Origin of the sequence: Streptomyces sp. NRRL S-31 (genome assembly GCF_000718775.1) — a bacterium.
GTDB lineage: Bacteria > Actinomycetota > Actinomycetes > Streptomycetales > Streptomycetaceae > Streptomyces.
In genome coordinates, this window is record NZ_JOCB01000036.1 from 65299 (window position 1) to 86431 (window position 21133).

The 21133-nt window shown below is 73.5% G+C and carries 23 protein-coding genes and 1 riboswitch; of the genes, 11 read left to right on the plus strand and 12 right to left on the minus strand.

What is annotated here, in order from left to right:
- Window positions 1-131: 131 nt before the first annotated feature.
- Window positions 132-356, plus strand: coding sequence for a bacterioferritin-associated ferredoxin (locus IF37_RS0116355; protein WP_030742602.1), 225 nt, complete (start codon window positions 132-134; stop codon window positions 354-356).
- Here the strand turns inward: IF37_RS0116355 and bfr are convergent.
- Window positions 353-934: a bacterioferritin gene (gene bfr / locus IF37_RS0116360; RefSeq protein ID WP_253915779.1), complete on the minus strand. Its 582-nt coding sequence runs from the start codon at window positions 932-934 to the stop codon at window positions 353-355. The genes IF37_RS0116355 and bfr overlap by 4 nt on opposite strands.
- A gap of 172 nt (window positions 935-1106) precedes the next feature.
- Here bfr and IF37_RS0116365 point away from each other — a divergent pair, with 172 nt between their 5' ends.
- Window positions 1107-1739, plus strand: a complete 633-nt coding sequence (locus IF37_RS0116365; protein ID WP_030742606.1) for a sulfite oxidase-like oxidoreductase — start codon at window positions 1107-1109, stop codon at window positions 1737-1739.
- Window positions 1740-1751: 12 nt separating this feature from the next.
- Here the strand turns inward: IF37_RS0116365 and IF37_RS0116370 are convergent, their stop codons facing one another.
- From IF37_RS0116370 to thiO, 6 genes are all read right to left on the minus strand, one after another.
- Window positions 1752-2294 (minus strand): DUF4396 domain-containing protein, encoded by a 543-nt coding sequence (locus IF37_RS0116370; protein WP_030742608.1) that lies wholly within the window; start codon window positions 2292-2294, stop codon window positions 1752-1754.
- Window positions 2295-2374: 80 nt separating this feature from the next.
- Window positions 2375-3256, minus strand: coding sequence for a deoxyribonuclease IV (locus IF37_RS0116375; protein WP_030742610.1), 882 nt, complete (start codon window positions 3254-3256; stop codon window positions 2375-2377).
- Window positions 3257-3345: 89 nt separating this feature from the next.
- Window positions 3346-5283 (minus strand): Stk1 family PASTA domain-containing Ser/Thr kinase, encoded by a 1938-nt coding sequence (gene pknB, locus IF37_RS0116380; protein WP_030742612.1) that lies wholly within the window; start codon window positions 5281-5283, stop codon window positions 3346-3348.
- Between the two features lie 98 nt (window positions 5284-5381).
- Window positions 5382-6188, minus strand: coding sequence for a thiazole synthase (locus IF37_RS0116385; RefSeq protein WP_030742614.1), 807 nt, complete (start codon window positions 6186-6188; stop codon window positions 5382-5384).
- Window positions 6189-6191: 3 nt separating this feature from the next.
- On the minus strand, window positions 6192-6392 hold the full coding sequence (gene thiS, locus IF37_RS0116390) for a sulfur carrier protein ThiS (protein ID WP_037856642.1): 201 nt from the start codon (window positions 6390-6392) through the stop codon (window positions 6192-6194).
- A gap of 2 nt (window positions 6393-6394) precedes the next feature.
- Entirely contained in the window at window positions 6395-7564 is a 1170-nt protein-coding gene (gene thiO / locus IF37_RS0116395) for a glycine oxidase ThiO (RefSeq protein ID WP_030742620.1), read from the minus strand.
- Window positions 7562-7672: riboswitch (TPP riboswitch) on the minus strand. (Overlaps the previous gene by 3 nt.)
- Window positions 7673-7725: 53 nt before the next feature.
- Between thiO and IF37_RS0116400 the strand changes: the two genes are divergently transcribed.
- From IF37_RS0116400 to IF37_RS0116425, 6 genes are all read left to right on the plus strand, one after another.
- Window positions 7726-8076, plus strand: a complete 351-nt coding sequence (locus IF37_RS0116400; protein ID WP_030742623.1) for a hypothetical protein — start codon at window positions 7726-7728, stop codon at window positions 8074-8076.
- 32 nt (window positions 8077-8108) lie between these two features.
- Window positions 8109-9341 (plus strand): NAD(P)/FAD-dependent oxidoreductase, encoded by a 1233-nt coding sequence (locus IF37_RS0116405; protein WP_079165771.1) that lies wholly within the window; start codon window positions 8109-8111, stop codon window positions 9339-9341.
- A gap of 112 nt (window positions 9342-9453) precedes the next feature.
- The gene (locus IF37_RS0116410) at window positions 9454-9819 is read left to right on the plus strand and encodes an Rv2175c family DNA-binding protein (RefSeq protein ID WP_030742629.1); all 366 of its coding nucleotides are present in this window, start codon (window positions 9454-9456) and stop codon (window positions 9817-9819) included.
- Between the two features lie 93 nt (window positions 9820-9912).
- Window positions 9913-10560, plus strand: a complete 648-nt coding sequence (thiE, locus tag IF37_RS0116415) for a thiamine phosphate synthase (RefSeq protein ID WP_030742632.1) — start codon at window positions 9913-9915, stop codon at window positions 10558-10560.
- A gap of 144 nt (window positions 10561-10704) precedes the next feature.
- Window positions 10705-11628 (plus strand): methylenetetrahydrofolate reductase [NAD(P)H], encoded by a 924-nt coding sequence (gene metF, locus IF37_RS0116420; protein WP_052845217.1) that lies wholly within the window; start codon window positions 10705-10707, stop codon window positions 11626-11628.
- A gap of 56 nt (window positions 11629-11684) precedes the next feature.
- Entirely contained in the window at window positions 11685-12614 is a 930-nt protein-coding gene (locus tag IF37_RS0116425; protein WP_030742637.1) for a membrane protein, read from the plus strand.
- A 16-nt stretch (window positions 12615-12630) separates the two neighbouring features.
- Here IF37_RS0116425 and IF37_RS0116430 read toward each other — a convergent pair whose 3' ends face one another.
- From IF37_RS0116430 to IF37_RS0116450, 5 genes are all read right to left on the minus strand, one after another.
- Window positions 12631-14142 (minus strand): NAD(P)/FAD-dependent oxidoreductase, encoded by a 1512-nt coding sequence (locus IF37_RS0116430; RefSeq protein ID WP_030742640.1) that lies wholly within the window; start codon window positions 14140-14142, stop codon window positions 12631-12633.
- A 58-nt stretch (window positions 14143-14200) separates the two neighbouring features.
- On the minus strand, window positions 14201-14803 hold the full coding sequence (locus IF37_RS0116435) for a DUF4126 domain-containing protein (RefSeq protein WP_030742644.1): 603 nt from the start codon (window positions 14801-14803) through the stop codon (window positions 14201-14203).
- A 332-nt stretch (window positions 14804-15135) separates the two neighbouring features.
- Complete coding sequence (locus IF37_RS0116440) at window positions 15136-15765, minus strand: TetR/AcrR family transcriptional regulator (protein WP_030742648.1); 630 nt, start codon at window positions 15763-15765, stop codon at window positions 15136-15138.
- Window positions 15766-15812: 47 nt separating this feature from the next.
- Complete coding sequence (locus tag IF37_RS0116445) at window positions 15813-17897, minus strand: YhgE/Pip domain-containing protein (protein ID WP_030742650.1); 2085 nt, start codon at window positions 17895-17897, stop codon at window positions 15813-15815.
- On the minus strand, window positions 17869-18756 hold the full coding sequence (locus IF37_RS0116450; protein WP_253915780.1) for an ATP-binding cassette domain-containing protein: 888 nt from the start codon (window positions 18754-18756) through the stop codon (window positions 17869-17871). The genes IF37_RS0116445 and IF37_RS0116450 overlap by 29 nt, the downstream gene beginning before the upstream one ends.
- Before the next feature lie 162 nt (window positions 18757-18918).
- Between IF37_RS0116450 and IF37_RS0116455 the strand changes: the two genes are divergently transcribed.
- From IF37_RS0116455 to IF37_RS0116465, 3 genes are all read left to right on the plus strand, one after another.
- The gene (locus IF37_RS0116455; protein ID WP_030742656.1) at window positions 18919-19512 is read left to right on the plus strand and encodes an SAV_6107 family HEPN domain-containing protein; all 594 of its coding nucleotides are present in this window, start codon (window positions 18919-18921) and stop codon (window positions 19510-19512) included.
- Window positions 19513-19636: 124 nt separating this feature from the next.
- Window positions 19637-20407, plus strand: coding sequence for a bifunctional 2-polyprenyl-6-hydroxyphenol methylase/3-demethylubiquinol 3-O-methyltransferase UbiG (locus IF37_RS0116460; RefSeq protein ID WP_030742657.1), 771 nt, complete (start codon window positions 19637-19639; stop codon window positions 20405-20407).
- A gap of 305 nt (window positions 20408-20712) precedes the next feature.
- Window positions 20713-21096 (plus strand): DUF3040 domain-containing protein, encoded by a 384-nt coding sequence (locus IF37_RS0116465; RefSeq protein ID WP_030742659.1) that lies wholly within the window; start codon window positions 20713-20715, stop codon window positions 21094-21096.
- Window positions 21097-21133 lie beyond the last annotated feature (37 nt).

Here is a 21133-nt window from a genome sequence, read left to right on the forward strand (position 1 = left end):
AAGGGGCGCGGATCACACCCGATCCGTGCCCCTTCCCCTTTGACGGCCCCCAACGGGTGGGTAAGGTTAGGTTTGCCTCACCGGACATCGGGATGGCAGCAGAACGGCGATCCCTCGGGAGGTGAATCCGCGTGTACGTGTGCAGCTGCTTCGGCATCACCGAGACCCAGGTCAAGCAGCACGCGGAGAACGGCGCCTGCACCCCGCGCCAGATAGCCTCCGCCTGCAAGGCCGGAACCGACTGCGGCTCTTGCGTGCGCCGCATCCAGGCCCTCCTCGGCCGGGGCGCCTGCCCCCGCCGGGAGCTGATCGAGCGACGCGCCCCGGTCCTCGGACGGCTGGACGACGCCGCCTAGGGGGTTTCGTTTGGATCAGGTCGGATCAGGCCGCGGCGTCCGGTGCGGTGCATCGCAAGGCGGAGGATCACCCGCGTACTGGGCGTACTCCCCGAGGCGTCGGGCTGGCTCTGCTCGATCACGGTCGACAGGTAGAGCGCCTCGCCCAGCTTGTCCACCAGTTCCAGCTGGGTGTCCAGGTAGTCGATGTGGTGTTCCTCGTCGGCCAGGATCGCCTCGAAGATGTTCGCGGACGTGATGTCGTCCTTGTCGCGCATCACCTGCACGCCCCGGCGCAGCCGGTCGATGGCCTCGACCTCGATCTGCCGGTCGGCCCGGAACATCTCGGTCACCGTCTGCCCGACCTGGACGTGGCCCAGCCGCTGGTAGTTCGGCAGGCCGTCCAGCAGCAGGATGCGGTCGGTGAGCAGCTCGGCGTGGCGCATCTCGTCGAACGACTCGGCCCGTGTGTACTCGGCGAGCTTCGACCACCCCTTGTGGTCCTGGAGCTTGGAGTGCAGGAAGTACTGGTTGATCGCGGTCAGCTCGGCGGTCAGTTGTTCGTTGAGCAGTTCGATGACCTCGGGGTCGCCTTGCATACGACGGGCTCCTTCCCGGACAGCGGTGTCGGTGCTAGCGCCGCATGATGGCACCGCCTGTGAAGATCGTCCAGTAAGTGCACACTTAGTGATTAAGGGATGACTTGCGCTGATTGTCGGTTTCGCCGGGTAGTGGTCAAAGGCACCGTCCGGGGTCTGTCAGGATGGATACATGGGTCATCCGGTGGAGCGAGAGTCCGGGGCGGCGGCAGGGGCCGAGCTTCCGCCGGGTCAGCGGCTCCAGCGCGGCTGGCCGGTCACGCACTACGGGCCCGTCCCGAAGTTCCGGCCCGAGCGCTGGGAGTTCCGGGTCTTCGGCGCCACCGCCGACGGTGACAAGCACATCTGGAACCACGAGGGCTTCACGGCGCTGCCGTACACCAGCGTGGTGGCCGATCTGCACTGCGTGACGAAGTTCAGCATGGTCGGCGCGGAGTGGGGCGGTGTCCCGGCCCGCGCGGTGCTGGACCTGGCTCCGCCGGCGCCGGACGTCACCCATGTGATGGTCTGGGCGGAGTACGGCTTCAGCTCCAACCTGCGGCTGTCCGACTTCTCCTCCGACCGCGCGATCTTCGCCACCCACAAGGACGGCGAGCTGCTCACCGCCGAGCACGGTTTCCCGGTCCGTCTGATCGTCCCCCACCTGTACGCGTGGAAGGGCCCGAAATGGGTCCGGGGCGTGGAGTACATGACGGCCGACCGCCGCGGTTTCTGGGAGGAGCGCGGCTACCACAACATCGGCGACCCCTGGAAGGAACAGCGCTACTCCTACCAGGAGGAGCCCGGGGACGGCCCCGAGCTCTGATCCCCGGCCCGCTCAGTGGTGGTACTGGTGCACCACCGCGTGTCCCTTGCCCCGGCCGATCATCCACTTGTTGACCGGGGCGGTCACCACGAAGGCGATCGCGAGGGAGGCCGCGAGCGAGATCCAGAACAGCGGGTCGTCGAGCATGGCGTCCATCGCGGACGGCCAGACCACGATCACGCCGTTGTCGATCAGCTCCATCACCGCGATGGACAGGGTGTCCGCGGCCAGCGCCACCCGGAAGGCCGTACGGAAGCCCACACCGGCCCGCAGCACCCCGCGCAGGGTGAGCGAGTAGCCGAAGATGAAGGCCAGCGCGATCGCGAGCACCGTGGTCGGCAGGTTGCCCCAGCCGAGCGCCGTGCCGACGACCATGCCGAGCACCTCGCCGATGGCGCAGCCGGTCAGGCAGTGCAGGGTGGCCTGTGCGGCCATGGCCCAGGTGGCGGAGGGCGCGTGGTGGTGCGCGTGCTCGCCCTGGTGGTGCGCGTGCGCGTCGTGGTGCGCGTGCGCGTCGGGCCGGTGTCCGTGCTCCGTGTGCGCCTCGTGCTGCATGACTGCCCCCATGTCAGGTAACGGTTCCTGCGTCCGACAGGAACCGTATACCCCCTGGGGGTATTCCCCAAGCGAAGGGATCAGCGGAGTTTCTTCAGCCGCTCCACATCCGCCGCGTGCCCCTCCTTGCCGCCCGGCGTCTCGATGACCAGCGGCACGCCCTCGGTCGCGGGGTGGGTCAGCAGCGCCCGGAAGGGGTCCTCGCCGATGTGGCCGGCGCCGATGTTCTCGTGCCGGTCCTTGTGCGCGCCCGCCACGTCCTTGGAGTCGTTGGCGTGGATCAGCTTCAGCCGGCCCGGGCCGACGGTCTCCACCAGCAGGTCCAGCGTCCGGTGCATGCCGCCCGGTTCCGCCAGGTCGTGCCCGGCGGCGAACACATGGCAGGTGTCCAGGCACACGCCCAGCCTCGGGTGGGCGTCCAGCGCCTCGAAGTACGGCCCGAAGTCCCAGGTGCGCGAGCACAGCGAGGCACCCTGCCCGGCCGTCGACTCCAGCAGCAGGAACGGGTCGTCGTCGTGGGTCAGCTCCTCCAGCAGGGGCAGCATGCGCTCACGCACCTGGCGCAGCGCCACCTCCCGCGGCCGGCCCCCGGTCGCGCTCCCGGTGTGCACCACCACGCCCAGCGCGCCGATCTCCCGGGCGCGTCGCAGCGAGTGCCGCAGCGACTCCACCGACCGCTCCACCGTCGCCTCGGTGTGCGAGCCGAAGTTGATCAGGTAGGGGGCGTGGACGTACGCCGGGATCGACTCCTCGGCGCACGCCGCCCGGAACGCCTCGTCCTGCCGCGGGTTCCCGGCGGGCGTGGCCCAGCCGCGCGGATTGGCGACGAAGACCTGCACGGTCTCCGCCTTCAGCTCGCGGGCGTAGGACAGCCCGACGGAGTGCAGGCCGCCGGCCACGGGCACATGGCCGCCGACGGGATTGCGGGGGAGGCGGGGGAGGGGGGACTGATCGGAACTCACCCGTTCAGGGTGGCACGTCCACGACCGCGCCCGGACCGCGGTCCCCGGTGACTCCGGTCACCGGGCGCGCCGACCGTACGCCCGTCACCTCACCGGATGGTGATGGTGATCGTCGACCCCTTGGGCGCCGGATCGCCGCCCGCCACCGACTGCTTCTTCACGGTGTCCCCGAACAGCCCGAGCAGCCCGCGGTCCTCGTCCACCTCGAAGCCCGCGCCCTCCAGGGCGTCGTGCGCGTCCTCCACGCTGTCGCCGACCACGTCCGGGACCTCGACCATCTCCGGGCCCTTGGACAGCGTCAGCGTCACCGTGTCGCCCTCGGCCGCCTCGCTCCCGTCCCCGGGGCTCTGCTCGGCGACCGCGCCCTTGTCGAACTCCGAGTCGACCCGCCCGGTGGCGACCTTCACCTTCAGCCCGGCGTCCGCCAGCTCGTCCCTCGCGCTGTCCAGGTCCTCGCCGGTGACGTCCGGCACCTCGACGGGGCTGCCCTTGCTGACGACCAGCGCGATCGCCGACCCCGCGTGCCGCCTGGTGCCCGCGTCCGGCGTCGTACGGATCACCGAGCCCCGCGGGACGTCCTCGTCGAACTCCCGGGTGACCATGCCCGGTGCCAGGCCGTCCGCCTTCAGCCGGGCCCGCGCCTTCGCCAGCGACTGCCCCTCCACGTTCGGCACGTTCACCGTCTCCGGGCCCAGCGACACGGTCAGCGTCACCGAGTCGTGGTCGCGGATACGGGCGCCGGGCGCCGGGTCGGAGCCGATCACCGTGCCCCGGTCGACGGTGTCGCTGTAGGCGCGCTTGACCTGGCCGACGTCCAGCCCGGCCGTCCGCAGCCGGTCCCTGGCCTGCGCCTCGGTCTTGGCCAGCAGCGGCGGCACCTTGGTGAACTGCCCCGAGTTGATGTACCAGACCCCGGCGCCCACACCGAGCACCACCAGTACGGCCGCGATCAGCGCGAGCACCGCGCGCGGGGGCCGCGCCGGGCGCCGGCGCGGCGCCACGGGCGGGGCGGCGAGACGGGCGGTGCGGTCGACGCCGTCCGCGCCGGAGCCGTCGAGGGCGTCCTCGCCGGCGGACGGCGGCCGGGGCACCGTCAGGCTGCGCGGGATCACGCTCGTCCGGTCCCCGGCGTTGTCGTGCTCCGCCGTCAGTGCCTGCGGCGGCAGCGCGTCCAGCTGCTCGTCGGTCAGCGTCGCGCGGGCCGCCCGCACCTCGGCGAGCAGGGCGACCGCGTCCCCGGGCCGGCGGTCCGGGGTACGCGCGGTGGCCGACGCCACCAGCTCGTCCAGCCGGTACGACAGCCCGGACACCAGCGCCGAGGGCGGCGGGACGTCCGCGTGCAGGTGCTGGTAGAGCACCTGGGCCGGGGAGCCCCCGGAGTGCGGCTTCGCGCCCGTCAGCATCTCGTACAGCACCACTCCGCACGCGTACACGTCGACGCGCGGGTCGGTGGTGCCCTGCTCGATCTGCTCGGGCGCGAGATAGGAGACGGTGCCGAGCACGGCCCCCGTGGTGCTGGTCACCGTGTCCACGGAGCGCACCAGCCCGAAGTCGGCGACCTTGACCCGCCCGTCGTCGCCTATGAGCACGTTCTCGGGCTTCATGTCGCGGTGCACGAACCCGGCCCGGTGCGCGGCGCCCAGCGCGGCGAGCACCGGCTCCAGGATGTCCAGCGCGGCCCGCGGCTGCACGGCGCCCCGCTCGCGCAGCACGTCCCGCAGGGTGCAGCCGGCGACGTACTCCATCGCCAGGTAGACGTACGCCCCGTCGGTGCCCTGGTCGAAGACCTGCACCACGTTGGGGTGGTCGAGCCGGGCGACCGACTTGGCCTCGCGTATGAAGCGCTCGACGAAGGACCCGTCGGCCGCGAGCGCCGGGTGCATGACCTTCAGCGCGAGCACACGGTCCAGGCGGGTGTCCAGGGCCCGGTAGACCGTGGCCATCCCGCCGGCCGCGATCCGCGCGTCCACGCGGTACCGGCCGTCGAGCACCTGCCCGACGAGGGGGTCCTGAAGGGTCGTATCCACGAGAGGCGAGTCTACGAGGGAGGACCGGCGCCCCCGCCCCGCGGACCGGCCCCGGGGCGGGACTGGAGCCGACCTGTGACGCGATGCACGCGCCCGGGCTACGGCACGGACCGGAACGCGGGCCGCTCCGGATCCAGCGCCGCCAGGCCCTCCGTGGGGGAGGACGCCTCCGCGAGGTACCGCCGCGGGATCCGGCCCGCCAGCCGGGCCAGCCGGCCGCCCTCCACCGCGAGCCGCATGGCGGCGGCCATCCGCTCCGGCTCCTGCGCCCGCGTCACCGCCGACGCCAGCATCACCCCCGCGCACCCCAGCTCCATCGCCAGCGCCGCGTCGGACGCCGTACCGGCCCCCGCGTCCAGGATCACCGGCACGCGCGCATGCTCCACGATCAGCTGGAAGTTGTGCGGGTTGCGGATGCCCAGCCCGGAGCCGATCGGCGAGCCGAGCGGCATGACCGCCGCACAGCCGACGTCCTCCAGCCTCCGCGCGAGCACCGGATCGTCGTTCGTGTACGGCAGTACCGTGAACCCGTCGTCGACCAGCGTCTCCGCCGCCTCCAGCGTTTCCACCGGATCCGGCAGCAGCGTCCGCTCGTCGGCGATGACCTCCAGTTTCACCAGGTCCGTGCCCAGCGCCTCCCGGGCCAGCCGGGCGGTCAGCACGGCCTCGCCGGCGGTGAAACAGCCCGCCGTGTTCGGCAGCACCCGGATGCCGAGCCGCTCCAGCACCGAGAGCACCGAGCCGTGCACGGAGGGGTCCACCCGGCGCATGGCGACCGTCGTGAGTTCCGTGCCCGAGGCGACCAGCGAGCGCTCCAGCACCTCCAGGCTGGGTGCCCCGCCCGTGCCCATGATCAGCCGGGACGAGAAGGTCAGGTCTCCGAGGACCAGGGGATCGTCGGCCATGGCTCAGCCTCCCTGTACGGCGGTGAGGACTTCGACGCGGTCGCCCTCGGCGAGGGCGGTCGCCGACCACTGCGCGCGCGGGACGACGGTCTCGTTGACGGCGGCGGCCACTCCGCGCGGCGCCGCGGTGAGGGCTCCCACGAGGGCGTCCAGCGCGGTGCCCGGGGCGATACGGCGGGGTTCGCCGTTGACGGAGACGGTGATGCTCATACGGGCTGCTCCAGCTGTTCCGGACGGGCGGCGCCGAAGCGCCGCGGGGTGAACGGGCGGGCCTCCTCCGGGAGGTCTCCGGTGACCAGGGCGTGCGCCAGCACGTCACCCGTGACCGGGGTGAGCAGCACCCCGTTGCGGTGGTGCCCGGTGGCCAGCAGCAGTCCGGCCAGGCCGGACGGGCCGAGCAGCGGCGCGTTGTCGGGGGAGCAGGGGCGCAGTCCGGCCCGGGCCTCGGTGAACGGCAGCTCGGTGATGCCCGGCACCAGCTCGTGGGCGTCCCGCAGCAGCTCGTACACGCCCCCGGCCGTGACCGTCGTGTCCCAGCCCAGCTCCTCGCTGGTGGCGCCGACGACCAGCTCGCCGTTCTCCCGGGGCACCAGGTACACCTGGCCGCCGCGCACCACGGCCCGTACGGTGCGGCTCAGGAACGGCGCGTACCGGCGCGGCACGGTGAGCCGCAGCACCTGCCCCTTGACCGGCCGCACCGGCGGCAGCAGCTCTTCGGGCACCCCCGCCAGGCGCCCGCTCAGACTGCCGGCGGCGAGCACCACCCGCTCCGCGCGCAGCCCGGTGCCGTCCGCCGCGGTGACCCCGACGGCCCGGTCCCCGGCCACGTCCAGCCGCTCAGCCCGGACCCGGTGGAACACCACGCCGGTCCGCTCGCAGGCGGCCACCAGGGCCGTCGCCAGCCGGCGCGGGTCGATCTGGTGGTCGCCGTCGACCCGCAGCCCGCCGCGCACCCCCGGCGCGAGCATCGGCTCCAGCCGCCGGCACTCCCGCCCGGACAGCCACTCCGACTCAAGGCCCGAGCGCCGCTGGAGCGCGTGCAGTTCCCGCAGGTGCGCGCGGTCGTCGGCGTCCAGCGCGACGGCGAGGGTGCCGCAGCGCCGGTAGCCGAGGTCGTGGCCGGTCAGCTCGGTCAGCTCGGCCGCGAACCGCGGATAGCGGCGGGCCGACTCCAGGTTCAGGCCGAGCAGGGTCTCCTCGCCGTAGTGCAGCTCGGTGACCGCGGCCAGCATCCCGGCCGCCACCCGCGCGGCCCCGCCGCCGGGCTCGGGGTCCACGACGGCCGTGGCGAGCCCGCGCTGCGCCGCGCGCCAGGCCGTGACCAGGCCGATGATTCCGCCCCCGATGACGAGGACGTCGGACGTACGTGACGACATGGGCGGTGAGCCCCTCCCTTCGCCGGCATGACCCGGATCAGGTTCGTACGGTCGGAGGCCGCGAGCCTCCCTCTCAGCCCGGTCGTCCGGGCTCCCGCGAGTGCTTGTACGGTGGTCACCCTAGCCCGCAGCCCTCCTCACCCGTAAGGGAGCCCCGTCCCATGGCCCGGTCGCTCGACGGACTGACCTTCGCCCCCGTGTCCGACCAGGCCCCGGGCCAGGTGGGTACCCACACCCGGTTCGCCTACCACGAGGAGGGCCGGGAGATCTGGGCCGAGTACGCGGGCGGGGACGTCGTGCGCGGCCATCTGGTCGGCACCCGCGAGGGGGACCGGCTGGACTTCCGGTACGTGCAGCTCAGGACCGACGGCACCACCGCCTCGGGGCACTGCGTGTCCACGGTCGTGGAGCTGCCGGACGGGCGGCTGCGGCTGGCGGAGACCTGGGAGTGGGAATCCGGGCCGGGCTCCGGCACCAGCGTTGTGGAGCAGCTCACCGAGCACGCCCCCTGACTGACGTTCCGTCATGTGTCTATGGTGATCGGGTGAGCGAGCAGACAGCGCAGGAGAGCACGTCACAGGGGCGGCGCGTGGTCGTCGTCGGCGCGGGCATGGCCGGGGTGCAGACCGCGGTGGCCCTGCGGGAACAGGCCTTCTCGGGCGCGGTGACCGTCATCGGCGCCGAGCCGCACCAACCGTACGACCGGCCGCCGCTGTCGAAGGCGGTGCTGCTCGGCAAGGCCGAGGACTCCGCCTTCGACGTCGACTTCGACTCCCTCGGCGTCGAGCTGCGCCTCGGCTGCGAGGTGCACGGCCTCCGGGCCCCCGAGCGCGAGCTGGACACCGAGGCGGGCCCGGTGCCGTACGACGTCCTGGTGCTCGCCACCGGCGCCGAACCGGTCGGGCTGCCCGGCGCCGAGGGCGTGCCCGGCGTCCATCTGCTGCGCACCCTGGACGACGCCGAACGGCTGCGCCCCGTCCTCGCCCGCCAGCACGACATCGTGGTCGTGGGCGCCGGCTGGATCGGCGCCGAGTTCGCCACCGCCGCCCGCGAGGCCGGCTGCGCGGTGACCGTCGTGGAGGCGGCCGACCACCCGCTCGCCGGCGCCCTGCCCGCCGAGGTCACCGCGCCGATGGCCGCCTGGTACGCCGACAGCGGCGCCGAGCTGCGCACACGCGCGCGCGTGGAGCGCGTCGAGCCCGGCGCGGTGGTGCTCGCCGACGGCACCCGGCTGCCCGCCGGGGCCGTCGTCGTCGGCATCGGCGCCCGCCCCGCCACCGCCTGGCTGGCGGGCTCCGGCGTGGAGCTGGGCGCGCACGGCGAGGTCCTCGCCGACGACCGGCTGCGCACCTGCCTGCCGGACGTGTACGCCGTCGGCGACTGCGCGTCCTTCCCCTCGGCCCGCTACGGCGAACGGCTCCTCGTCCACCACTGGGACAACGCCCTCCAGGGCCCGCGCACGGTCGCCGCGAACATCCTCGGCGAGACGCCCGCGGTCTACGACCCGGTGCCCTACTTCTGGTCGGAGCAGTTCGGCCGGTTCGTGCAGTACGCCGGCCATCACGCCGCCGCCGACCGCCTCGTGTGGCGGGGCGACCCGGCGGGGCCGTCCTGGACGGTGTGCTGGCTGCGCGAGGACCGCCTGGTCTCCCTGCTGGCCGTCGGCCGTCCGCGCGACCTGGCCCAGGGCCGCCGCCTGATCGAGGCGGGCCGGCATATGGACGCGACGGCCCTGTCCGACCCGGCCCGCCCCCTGAAGGACGCCACGGCGGACTAGGCGGTTTCCGGCCGTTTCCGTCGCCGTGATCCGTCCGGCGGGCGTGGGCGCGGCCGCCCGGCCGGACCTGCCTGACTTCCGACTGTCAGTGGAGGATGGCAGGCTTGTTTCCGTGACCGAGATTGACGCAAAGATTGATGCTCTCGTCCCCGCCTGGCTCACCCTCCCCGACATCGCCGAACAACTCGGCGTCGAGGTGACGCGCGTCCGGCAGCTGGTCAAGGAGGGCCAGCTCATCGCCGTGCGCCGGGGTGAGAACCGGGCGCTGCACGTCCCCGCCGCCTTCATCGACGGGGACAAGGTCGTCAAGGGCCTGTCCGGGACCCTGACGCTCCTGCGGGACGACGGCTTCACGGACGAAGAGATGATCGAGTGGCTCTTCACTCCCGACCCGACCCTCCCCGGCACCCCCGCCCAGGCCCTGAGCGAGAATCGCGGCACGGAGGTGAAGCGCCGCGCCCAGGCGCTCGCCGTCTGAGCCGATCCGCAGCAGGAGGTGGTGCGCGGGCCGGCCGCCCGCGCACCACCACCGCCGACCACCGCCAGACACCGACCCCGGGGGGACCCACGCATGACCGACACCGCCCGCGCCGCGCTCGCCGACGCCCGCCTGTACCTCTGCACGGACGCCCGTGAGCGCCAGGGCGACCTGCCCGAGTTCCTGGACGCGGTGCTGGCCGGCGGTGTCGACATCGTGCAGCTGCGCGACAAGGGCATGGAGGCCGCCGAGGAGCTGGAACACCTGGCGGTCTTCGCCGACGCCTGCGCCCGGCACGACAAGCTGCTCGCGGTCAACGACCGGGCCGACGTCGCCCACGCCGCCCGCGCCGACGTGCTCCACCTCGGCCAGGGCGACCTGCCGGTCCCCGCGGCCCGCGCCATCCTCGGCGACGACGTCCTCATAGGCCGCTCCACGCACGCCGAGGCGGAGGCCGCCGCGGCCGCCGTCCAGGAGGGCGTGGACTACTTCTGCACCGGCCCCTGCTGGCCCACCCCCACCAAGCCCGGCCGGCATGCACCCGGCCTCGACCTGGTCCGTTACACGGCGGGTCTCGGCACCGACCGCCCCTGGTTCGCCATCGGCGGCATCGACCTCGGCAACCTGGACGAGGTCCTGGACGCGGGGGCCCGCCGGGTGGTGGTGGTCCGCGCGATCACCGAGGCGGACGACCCGGGCGCGGCGGCGGCGGAGTTCGCCAAACGGCTGCGGCAGGGCTAGGGGGCGGCGTCCGGTGCGGTGCGGAGACCTCCCCCGGCGGCTGTTGTCCGGTTTTCTGTCCAAGGGGTGGACAGGGAGCCGACAATTCGGGCAAATTTCCGAGGCGTGGTTGGGAGACCGTCCGCCCCTGGCTAACCTGCCGGTATGGCCCTCGGAACCCCATCCACCAGGACTGATCGCGCACGCACCGTGCGGGACATCCTCGCCACCGGCAAGACGACGTACTCGTTCGAGTTCTCTGCGCCGAAGACTCCCAAGGGCGAGCGGAACCTGTGGAGTGCGCTCCGGCGGGTCGAGGCGGTCGCCCCCGACTTCGTCTCCGTGACCTACGGCGCCGGCGGATCCACCCGCGCGGGCACGGTCAAGGAGACCCAGCAGATCGTCGCCGACACGACACTGACCCCGGTCGCGCACCTCACCGCGGTCGACCACTCCATCGCGGAACTGCGCAACATCATCGGCCAGTACGCGGACGCGGGCATCCGCAACATGCTCGCCGTGCGCGGCGACCCGCCCGGCGACCCCATGGGCGAGTGGGTGCCGCACCCGCGGGGCCTGACCTACGCGGCCGAACTCGTCCGGCTCATCAAGGAGTCGGGCGACTTCTGCGTGGGCGTCGCCGCGTTCCCGGAGATGCACCCGCGCTCCGCCGACTGGGACACCGACGTCACCCACTTCGTGGACAAGTGCCGTGCGGGCGCCGACTACGCCATCACACAGATGTTCTTCCGGCCGGAGTCGTACCTCCGGCTGCGCGACCGCGTGGCGCGGGCGGGGTGCGACACCCCGGTGATCCCGGAAATCCTGCCGGTCACCAGCGTGAAGATGCTGGAACGGTTGCCCAAACTCAGCAACGCCGACTTCCCGGACGCCCTGAAAGAGCGCATCCTCACAGCGAAGGACGATCCGGCGGCGGTACGCTCCATCGGTATCGAGTTCGCCACGGAGTTCTGCGCTCGGCTGCTGGCCGAGGGAGTGCCCGGACTGCACTTCATCACGCTCAACAACTCCACGGCGACCCTGGAAATCTACGAGAACCTGGGCCTGCACCACCCCCCGCGGGCCTAGACCGGCCGCACCGCGGTACGACACACTGCGTAGCGGCCACTGGGAGAGGGGCGTACATGGGCTGGGCGGTCCTCTATATCGCGTTCGGCGGCGTCGCGTTGTGGTTGCTGGGCGAGGTGCTGCTTCAGTACAAGGCGCGGCTGCGCTGGCGGCTGCTCGCCTTCACCGGATTCCTCGGCGTCGTGGTGGGGGTGCTGATGCCCTCCGTCATCGTGATCGCGCTGGGCGCCATCGCCTTCGCGGTCGGCCAGACCTACGTCACGCTGTCCTTCCGCCGCGGCTTCGCCGCCGGCTGGGCGGTCAAGCGGCCCGAGGGCGGGGCCGGCGGCGGCAGCAAGCGCCGCCGCGGACGCGCGGAACGGCCCGGTCCGGTCCCGCCGGACGCCCCCGCGGACGCGGACGCGACCGCCGGCGACCACGCCCCCGGTCACGGCGGCGACCACCCGCCCCACGGCCACGGCCCGGCGGGCGGCGACTACGACGACGACTACGAGCGCGACGACGTCTTCACCCCGGCCGCCTCCCGGACGGCCGAGCCCGCCGCCGACGGGACCACCGGCGTCTACGCGCCGCAGCCCCTCCCCGACGACACCGGCAACTACGGCGTCTACGGCGACACCGCCTACGCGAACAACGCCCCGCAGCCCGCCGGTTACGACTACGCCGACTACGGCCGGCCGGACTACGACTACGACACCGCCGGCCGCCAGCAGGGCTACGCCAACTACTCCGACCCGTACATCGGCAGCCAGCCCTACGCCTCCTACGACCAGGGCTACGGCGGCCAGGACCAGCAGTACGGGCAGCAGCCGGGCTACCCCCAGGACCCGTACGCCACCGGCGGCCACGCCGAGACGCCGCCGGGCGGGGTGTGGGTGCCGCAGCAGCGCACCGACGAGGTCCACGGCGGCGAACTCCCGCAGGAGCAGCCGTACCCGCACCAGCCGCAGCCCGGCGTCGGGTACGACGAGCAGTACCGCTTCTGAGCGGGCCGGCCGCGGCTCACCGCGAGCCGCGGAACTCCGGCCCCTCCACGATCAGCCCGGCCACCAGCGCGCCCGACATGCCCGCGTGCGAGAGTCCGCCCCCCGGGTGGGACCAGCCGCCGGCCCGGTACAGCCCGGGCAGCCGCGTGGTGTTCGCCGGGTGCAGGAAGCGTCCCCGGCCGGCGGCGAGCGCCGGCGCGGGCACGGCCCCGTGCCGGGCGCCCGTCTCGTCCTCGGTGTCACCCGGCGCCCGCACCTCGTGCCACAGCAGCCGCTCGCGCAGACCGGGCAGCACACGGCCGGCCGCGTCGAGCAGCAGCTCCGTGTACCGCCGGGCCGTGTCCTCCTGGGCCCAGGGGGCGTCGGTCGGCACCGTGGCGGACAAGACCACCGACTCGTGGTCGTCGTCGGGGCGCAGCGCCGGGTCGTCGGGGCGCAGGACGGTCACCGTGGGCGGCGGGGGCAGGTCACCGCCCGGCGAGGCGAGGAAGTCCCACTCCGACTCCGGGGCCGCCGGATGGACGACCGTGCGGTGCGCGGCTCGGGGCTCCCGGCCGCCGCGCAGGGCGAGCAGCAGCGTGAACCGGGCGGGCGGGGTGGCGTCCGGGTCGGCCCGTACATCGCCCTCGGCGTCCAGCGGACGCTCCGTCAGGGCCCGCAGCCGCGCCGGGTGCACGTCCGCCACGACGTGGTCCGCCTCGGTGACACTCCCGTCGGCGAGTTCCACCCCCGCCGCCCGGCCGTCCGCCTCCACGATCCGGGTGACCTCGGCGCCGAAGACGAACTCCACCCGCCGCTGCCGGCACCGCTCGTACACCGCGCGCGCCAGCTCCCGGATGCCGCCGCGCACGTACCAGGTGCCGAAGGCGTGCTCCATGTACGGCAGCACCGCCGCGCTCGCCGGGGCGTTCCAGGGGTCGACGCCGTACGCGAGCGCGTGACTCGCCAGCAGGGCCTCCAGCCGGTCGTCCCGCAGCTCCCAGCGACCGATCTCGGCCAGCGTCGCGGCCCGGCGCGTGCGCAGCAGCCGTTTGCGCGGCACCCCCGGATAGGGCTCCTTGTCGGCCAGCACCCGCCAGTTGGGCCACAGCGGCTCCTCCAGCAGGGGCCGGCGCGTGCGGTCCCAGGTCTCGCGGGCCCGCACCAGGAAGTCGCCCCAGCGTCCGCCCGCGCCCTCGCCCAGCACCTCGTCGAGGGCCGCGACGACACCCGCGCGCGAGGCGTTCGGCAGGGACACCTCGCTGCCGTCCGCGAAGACGTGCCGCGCCGACGGGTCCACCTGGACCAGCTCGACGCGGTCCTCCAGCGGCTCCTTGCCGGTCTTGACGAACAGATCGCGGTAGACCGCGGGCAGCGTGAGCAGGCCGGGGCCCGTGTCGAAGCGGAACCCGTCCCGCTCGAACCGGCGCACCGCACCGCCGTACGTCTCCGTACGCTCGTACACCACCACCCGGTGGCCCGCGACGGCCAGCCGGGCGGCGGCCGCCATCGCGCCCATCCCGGCGCCGATCACCGCAATCCGTGCCATGCCGGTGACTTTATCGGCCGCCACCGACAGCCCGGCCGCCGGGCGGTGGCGCCGCGGGTCAGGGGGCCCGTGAGGCCAGGCGCCGCTCCTCGCGCCGCTGCGCCCGGCGGCGCAGGAAACGCCGGATGCGCGAGGCGAGGAAGAGCAGGGCCAGCAGCCCGCCGGCGAGCAGGACCGCCGCGACGACCGCCGCCGCCACCGGATGGAACACCGCCAACGCGACGACGGCCCCGGCCCCGAGGTCCTCGGCGAGGCTCAGCACGATGTTGCTGAACGGCTCGGGCGAGGCGTTGACCGCCATCCGTGTCCCGGCCTTGACGGTGTGGCTGGCCAGCGCCGTCGAACCGCCGAGCAGCCCGGCCGCCACGTCGGGGAGCGAGCCGCTCTGCCCGGCGAGCAGCGCCCCCACCCAGGCACCGGCGAGCGGACGGACCACCGTGTGCACGGAGTCCCACAGCGAGTCGACGTACGGGATCTTGTCGGCGACGGCCTCGCACAGGAACAGCACCCCGGCCGTGATCAGCACCTCGGGGCGCTGCAACGTCTGCGGGACGTCGTCGCTCACCCCCGTCGCGCCGAACAGGCCGAGCAGCAGCACCACCGCGTAGGCGTTGATGCCGCTGGCCCAGCCGCTGGTGAACACCAAAGGGAGTACGGACACGGAGGCGATCGTAGCCAGCCGGCGGGCCGCGGCGCGGGCCCGCGCGCGGCCGGCTGAGTACCGGTACTCAGCCGGCCGGATGAGTACGAGCGCGGATGGGGCGGCGCCGGTCCGGACGGGAGAGTGGAGCCATGGCAGGGGGCGTGGCGCGGCACCGCCGACACGGGGCGGCGGAAACGGCGCCCGCCCACCGGCCACTCCTTCCGCCGATCCGTCGGCGGAAGCGGGACACGGGGGAACGGGGGGAAGGAAGGCGCCGGTCCGGAAGCGGACCGGCGCCTTCCCTCTGTGCCGGGAGTGCCCGGGCGGGTGCCGTGAGCGGACCCGTTCGCTCAGACCCTGCCGCTGACCCGTCCCTGGAGCAGCCGGGACAGGGCCGCGTGGACGTCGTCCAGGGAGCGCTCCGGCTGGAAGGACTTCCAGTCCAGCGCGGCCACCAGGACCATGCCGACCAGCGCCGCCGCCGTCAGCTGGACGTCGATCTCGTCGCTGAACTCGCCGGCCGCCACGCCGTCGCGCAGCACCCCCTCCACCACCGCGACCGCCTCCTGCCGCACCACCATCAGGGTGGACTGCCAGGCCCGGTTGGTGCGCCACAGCTCGGCGACGTACAGCTGGGTGAAGGCCGGGTAGCGGTCGATGAAGACCAGGCCCGCGCGGACCATCGCGTCCAGCGCGTCCACCTTGTCGCGGCCCTCGCGCGCCGCCGCCTCGGCCGCCTCCCGCAGGGAGGCGGTGAGCAGGCCGACGCCGTGCCGGAGCAGCTCCTCGAAGAGAACGGACTTGCTCGCGAAGTTGTAGTAGACCGTGCCCTTCGCGACCCCGGCCCGCTCGGCGATCTCGTCCACCGTGGTGGCGGAGAAGCCCTGCTCGGCGATGAGGGTGACGGCCGCCTCGTAGAGCTTCTGCCGGGTGGCCTCGCGGCGCGCGCTGCCGCCGGCCCTGGCGCTGCTGCTTTCCATGGCCCCGATTCTCACAGGTACGCGCGCGTGCGGACGCGCCTTGGGGATCACAGGCTCAGCTCCGGGTGCAGCCGCTCCGGCGTCCACACCTGGCGGCGCCGGGCCGCGAGGGCGGTCAGCGCGAGCGCGCCGGCGGTGAACGCGGAGAGCACCGCGCACGCCTGCCACACCGGGCCGAGTCCGCCGCCCGTGATCAGCCGGCGCAGTGCCTCCACGACGTAGCTCATCGGCAGGAACGGGTGGATCGCGCTGAAGAACCCGGGACTGGTCTGCACGGGATAGGTGCCGCCCGCCGAGGTGAGCTGGAGCATCAGCAGGGCGAGCACCAGTATCCGGCCGGCCGCGCCGAAGCAGGCGTTCAGCCATTGCACGATCGCCGCGAAACAGGTTGTGACCAGGCACAGGAAGCCGATCGTGCCGGCCGCGCGGAGCATCTGGAGACCGATCCCCCAGTGCAGCACGGCCATCAGGGCGGCCACCTGGAGCACGCCCACGGCGACCACCGGCAGCCAGCCGGCGAACGCGATGCGCCAGGCGGACGCGCCGGCCGCGAGGGCGCGCCGGTTGAGCGGCGGGATCAGCATGTAGGCCACCATCGCGCCGACCCACAGGGACAGCGGGATGAAGTAGGGGGCGAAACCGGTGCCGTAGTTCGGGGCCTTGTGCAGGTCGTGGGAGGCCAGCTGGACCGGGTCGGCCATCACGCCGGTGCGCCGGTCGCGGTCCCGCTTGTCGTAGTCCGGGATCTTCTCCGCGCCGGAGTGCAGCCCGCCGGCCAGCTTGCCGGAGCCGTCGGACAGCTTGTACAGCCCGGCGTGCAGGGTCTCGGCGCCCGACTTGGCGGTGCCGATGCCCTCGTCCAGGGTGACCGCGCCGGTGTGCGCGGTGCCCAGCCCGGTGTGCAGCTTCTCGGCGCCGTCGGCGACCCGCTGTGCGCCGGTGTTCAGCTTGTCGATCTTCTTGACGGCGTCGTCGACGTCCTCGGAGAGGTGCGGGGCCCGCTCGGCGAGGGCGTCCGCCTGCTTCCGGAGCGTGCCCAGGTTGTCCCGCATCGTCTTCAGGTCGCCGTCCTGGTCGGCGATGAGCGTGTTGAGGTCGTCGGCGACGGTCGCCACCTCGGCCGCGGCGGTCTTCGCCCGCTTCAGGTCCGGGCAGACCGGGTCGGGGAGGGTCGCGGGCGCGCAGCGCCTGTCGTACACGTCGTCCAGCACGGCGGCGGACGTGTGGGCGGCCCTGGCGGCGCCCGGCGCGACCTTGACCAGCACGTCCAGGTTGTCCTTGACCGCCTTGGCCGAGTCGGAGACCAGCCGGGCGGTGTCCCCGATCGTCTTCTCGTTGTGCTTGATGAACGGGCCCGCCTCGGCGTAGACGCCGTCGACCTTGTCGGCGAGCGCCTGGGTGCCGTCGGCGACCCGCCGCGAACCGTCCTGGAGGTCGCCGGCGCCGGTGTCGAGCTTCTTCAGGCCCTTGGCCAGCTTGCCGCTGCCGCCCTTGAGGTCCTTCAGCCCGTCGGCGAGGTCCTTGGAGCCCTTCTCCGCCTTGCCGATGCCGGTGTTCAGCTTGTCGGCGCCCTCGGCGGCCGTGACGGTCTCGTCGTGGATGTCGGAGAAGGACACGAAGATCTTGTCCAGGAAGGACCGGGACGCCTTCGAGGACGCGGCCGAGCGCACCTCGTTGAAGACGGTGCGGGAGATCTGGCCGACGATGTAGTTGTTCGCGTCGTTGGTGCGCACCCGGAGGGCTCCGGTCTCCGGGGAGTCGCCCGAACTGGACGCTATCCGGCGGCTGAAGTCGGCCGGCATGGTCAGCGACAGGTAGTACGTGCCGTTCTCCACGCCCTCGAGGGCCTCCGCGTCGCTCACCTCGTGCCACTCGAAGGTGCGGCTGTCGCGCAGCCCGTCCACGATGTCGTCGCCGGCGGTGATCCTCTTCCCGCCCGCCGTGGCGCCCTTGTCGTCGTTGACCAGGGCCACGGGTATGCGGTCCAGCCGGCCGTAGGGGTCCCAGAACGACCACAGGTACAGGGCGCCGTAGAGCAGGGGGAGCACCAGCAGCGCGACCAGCGCCGCGCGCGGCAGCCTCCCGCGCCCGAAGCGCCTCAGCTCAAGCGCGGCCAGCCTCGGTGAGCGCATCGGCCTTCTCCTTCCGGTCGCCCGGGTCGTTGCTGTCGTTTCGGACGTCGCCCGGCTCGTCGCGCTCGGTGGACACGGAGACACAGCCCTCGGGAGCGGTACGGCACACGGCCACGACCGTGGTGCCCGCGCGCGTGAGGGACCGCAGCAGGTCCCAGACCTCGGCGCGCTCGGCGTCCGAGAGCTTCATGTCGACGTCGTCGACGCCCAGCAGACGGGGGCGTCCGAGCAGGGCCAGCGCGAGGGAGAGCCGCAGCTCCTGCGGCCGCTCCAGGTCGCGTACGGCCGTCCGGAGGCCCTTGGGGAGCGTCTCGGGGTCCAGCCCGGCGGCGGCCAGTGCCGCGTCGACGCGCTGCCGGGCCCGCCGGCGCCGGGCCCGGGGGTGCAGCAGCTCGCGCGGGGAGTCGCCGAAGCGGCGCTGGAGCAGGGCCCGTTCACGCAGGTGCTCCCCGACGGTCAGCGCCGGCTCCAGGTCGGTGACGCCGGCCACGTTGGCCACCGCGCAGACCCGGCGGACGGCCGCCATCCTCCGGGGGAGTGTGAAACCGCCCACCGAGGCAACTCCCTCAGTGGGTTTCATCCGCCCCGTGAGCGCGAGCAGCAGACAGGTGCGTCCGGAGCCGGACGGTCCCTCGATGGCGATCAGCGAGCCGGGCTCCGCGTGGAGGGTGATGCCACGGAAGGCCCACCCCCGCGGCCCTTCGAGTCCGAGGCCATCGGCCTTGACGTCCGCGCCGTCGGCCTCGGCCTTGACGTCGGCCGTGACGTCGGTCGTGACATCGGCCGTGACGTCGGCCGTGATGTCGTCGGCGCCGTCCGTGTCGGCGCCGGCGCCGTCCGTGTCCTCCGTGGCGTCCACGAGCCCCCCTGTCGGGCCGATTTGAACTGACTGGTCAGTCCAAAAATACGCCTGAACCTTCGATCATGGCAAAAGCCCAGGTCAGAACGGATTGTCAGTGGCATACCGCACGATGGGCACATACGGCATTCGTGCCGTCACCCAGACGACAGGAGGTTCGTCATGGCCCACTATCCCGCAGTCGCCGCCCAACGGCGCCGCGTCACCGGCCCTGCCCCCTCACTGACCGGCCCGGCGAGCGACGTGCACCCCGTGCTCCGCCGGGCCACGGCCCCGCCCGCCGCCCTCGACCTGCTCGCCCAGGCCCGCGCCGGACTGGAGGAGGCCGCCGTCCTCCCGACACCGAACGAGCGCTACGCGACGGCCCACCTCGCCGCCCTGCGCACCGCCGCCGCCGTGCTCGCCGCGCGGGGCCGGCCCGAGACCTCCCCGCGCCGCCGGGCCCGGATTCGCAGCGCCTGGGAGGTACTGCCCGAGATCGCCCCCGAACTGACCGAGTGGAGCGCGCTGTTCGCCTCCGGAGCCGCGCGCCGCGCCCGCGCCGAGGCGGGCATCCGGGGCGCCGCCGGCCAGCGGGACGCCGACGACCTGATACGCGACGTGGCGATGTTCCTGCGCATCGTCGAGCGGATGCTCGTCCTCCAGCCGGTCCTGCCCCAGCCCCGCCAGGACACCGGCGAACCGGACGACCCGGCCCCGAGCACCCCGGCCCCGCGCACTCCTCCAGCGCGGGGCGGACTCCCCGACGCGGGCTGAGCACCGCCCGCTTCGCCGCGAGGCGCGCGACCGGGCCGCACCCCGCGTGACGAGCTGGTACGGGGCCGGAGGCAATAGGGTGGAGTCGCCTGAAGCCCGCCAGCCTGCCGAGGAGTCAACCGCCGTGTCGGACCCGTCGCGCCCCCGCGCCTCCCTGCGTACCGCCGTGGTCTGGGACGTCCTACGGGACGCCCTCGACCGCCGGGTCAAGGCCACGGGCCGGGACTCCCTGGACGTCCTCGACACCGGTGGCGGCAGCGGCAAGTTCGCCGTGCCCCTGGCTCGCCTCGGCCACCACGTCACCGTGGTCGACCCCAGCCCCAACGCCCTGTTCGCGCTGGAGCGCCGTGCCGCCGAGGCCGAGGTGGCCCACCGGGTCAAGGGCGTCCAGGGCGACGCGCACGGGCTGTTCGACGTGGTCGAGCGCGGCGGCTACGACGCCGTCCTGTGCCACGGCGTCCTGGAGTACGTGGACGACCCGGCCGAGAGCGTCCGCAACGCGGTCGCCGCGCTGCGCTCCGAGGGCGTCCTCAGCCTGCTCGCCGCCGGTCTCGGCGGAGCCGTGCTCGCCCGCGCCCTCGCCGGCCACTTCAGCGAGGCCCGGCAGGCGCTCGAGGACCCCGACGGCCGCTGGGGCGCCGGCGACCCGATGCCCCGCCGGTTCACCGCGGAGCGGCTCACCGCGCTGGTCGAGGGCGCCGGCCTGCGGGTCGGCGCGGTGCACGGCGTGCGCGTCTTCGCCGACCTGGTGCCCGGCGTCCTGGTGGACACCGAGCCCGGCGCCCTCGACGCGCTGCTCAAGCTGGAGGCCGCGGCGGCCGAACTGCCCGCGTTCCACTCCGTCGCCACCCAGCTCCATGTGCTCGGTGAGACGGCGGGGGCCGCGGAGGTCTGAGCGCGCCGCGGGGTCCCGAGTGCCCCGGGGCACACCACCGTGACCCGGTGCTGATCAGCGCCTCGGCGGCAGATGGAGTACGCCACAGGCCGCCCGATCGAGGGGTTTGCGCCGTATGATCGAGGTACACCGCCCGGCATGACGGGTCGGCTGCCGGGGAATGGAAGCCTCAGCGAGCCGGACAGCCATGACGGACTCCGGTTGGCCAATTGGCGTAGAGGGGCGGGTTTCACGGGGGCGATTCCCTGCCTATCCTGAAGGGACCCCCCGGGTCGCCCCGGCGACCGCACGATGAGGAGGACTCCGTGCCGCTCTCGGAGCACGAGCAGCGCATGCTCGAGCAGATGGAGCGAGCGCTGTACGCCGAAGATCCCAAGTTCGCGTCGGCGCTTGAGGGAAACGGGCTGCGGACGTACACCCGGCGGCGGGTCTACCAGGCGATCGCGGGTTTCCTCATCGGTATCGCGCTCCTCATGACCGGAATGGTCATGCAGCTGATCTGGGTCAGCGTGGTGGGTTTCCTGGTCATGCTGGGGTGCGCCGTGCTGGCCGTCACCGGCTGGCGCAAGACCCCGAAGCCGGGTGAGCACCCACCGGCCGCCGTGCGCCGGCAGCCGCGGCCGAGGCGCTCCGTGATGGACCGGATCGAGCAGCGCTGGCAGCGCCGCCGGGACGAACAGGGACGCTGACGGCGACGCCTTCCCGGCGCGGAGACCTCCGGAGCGG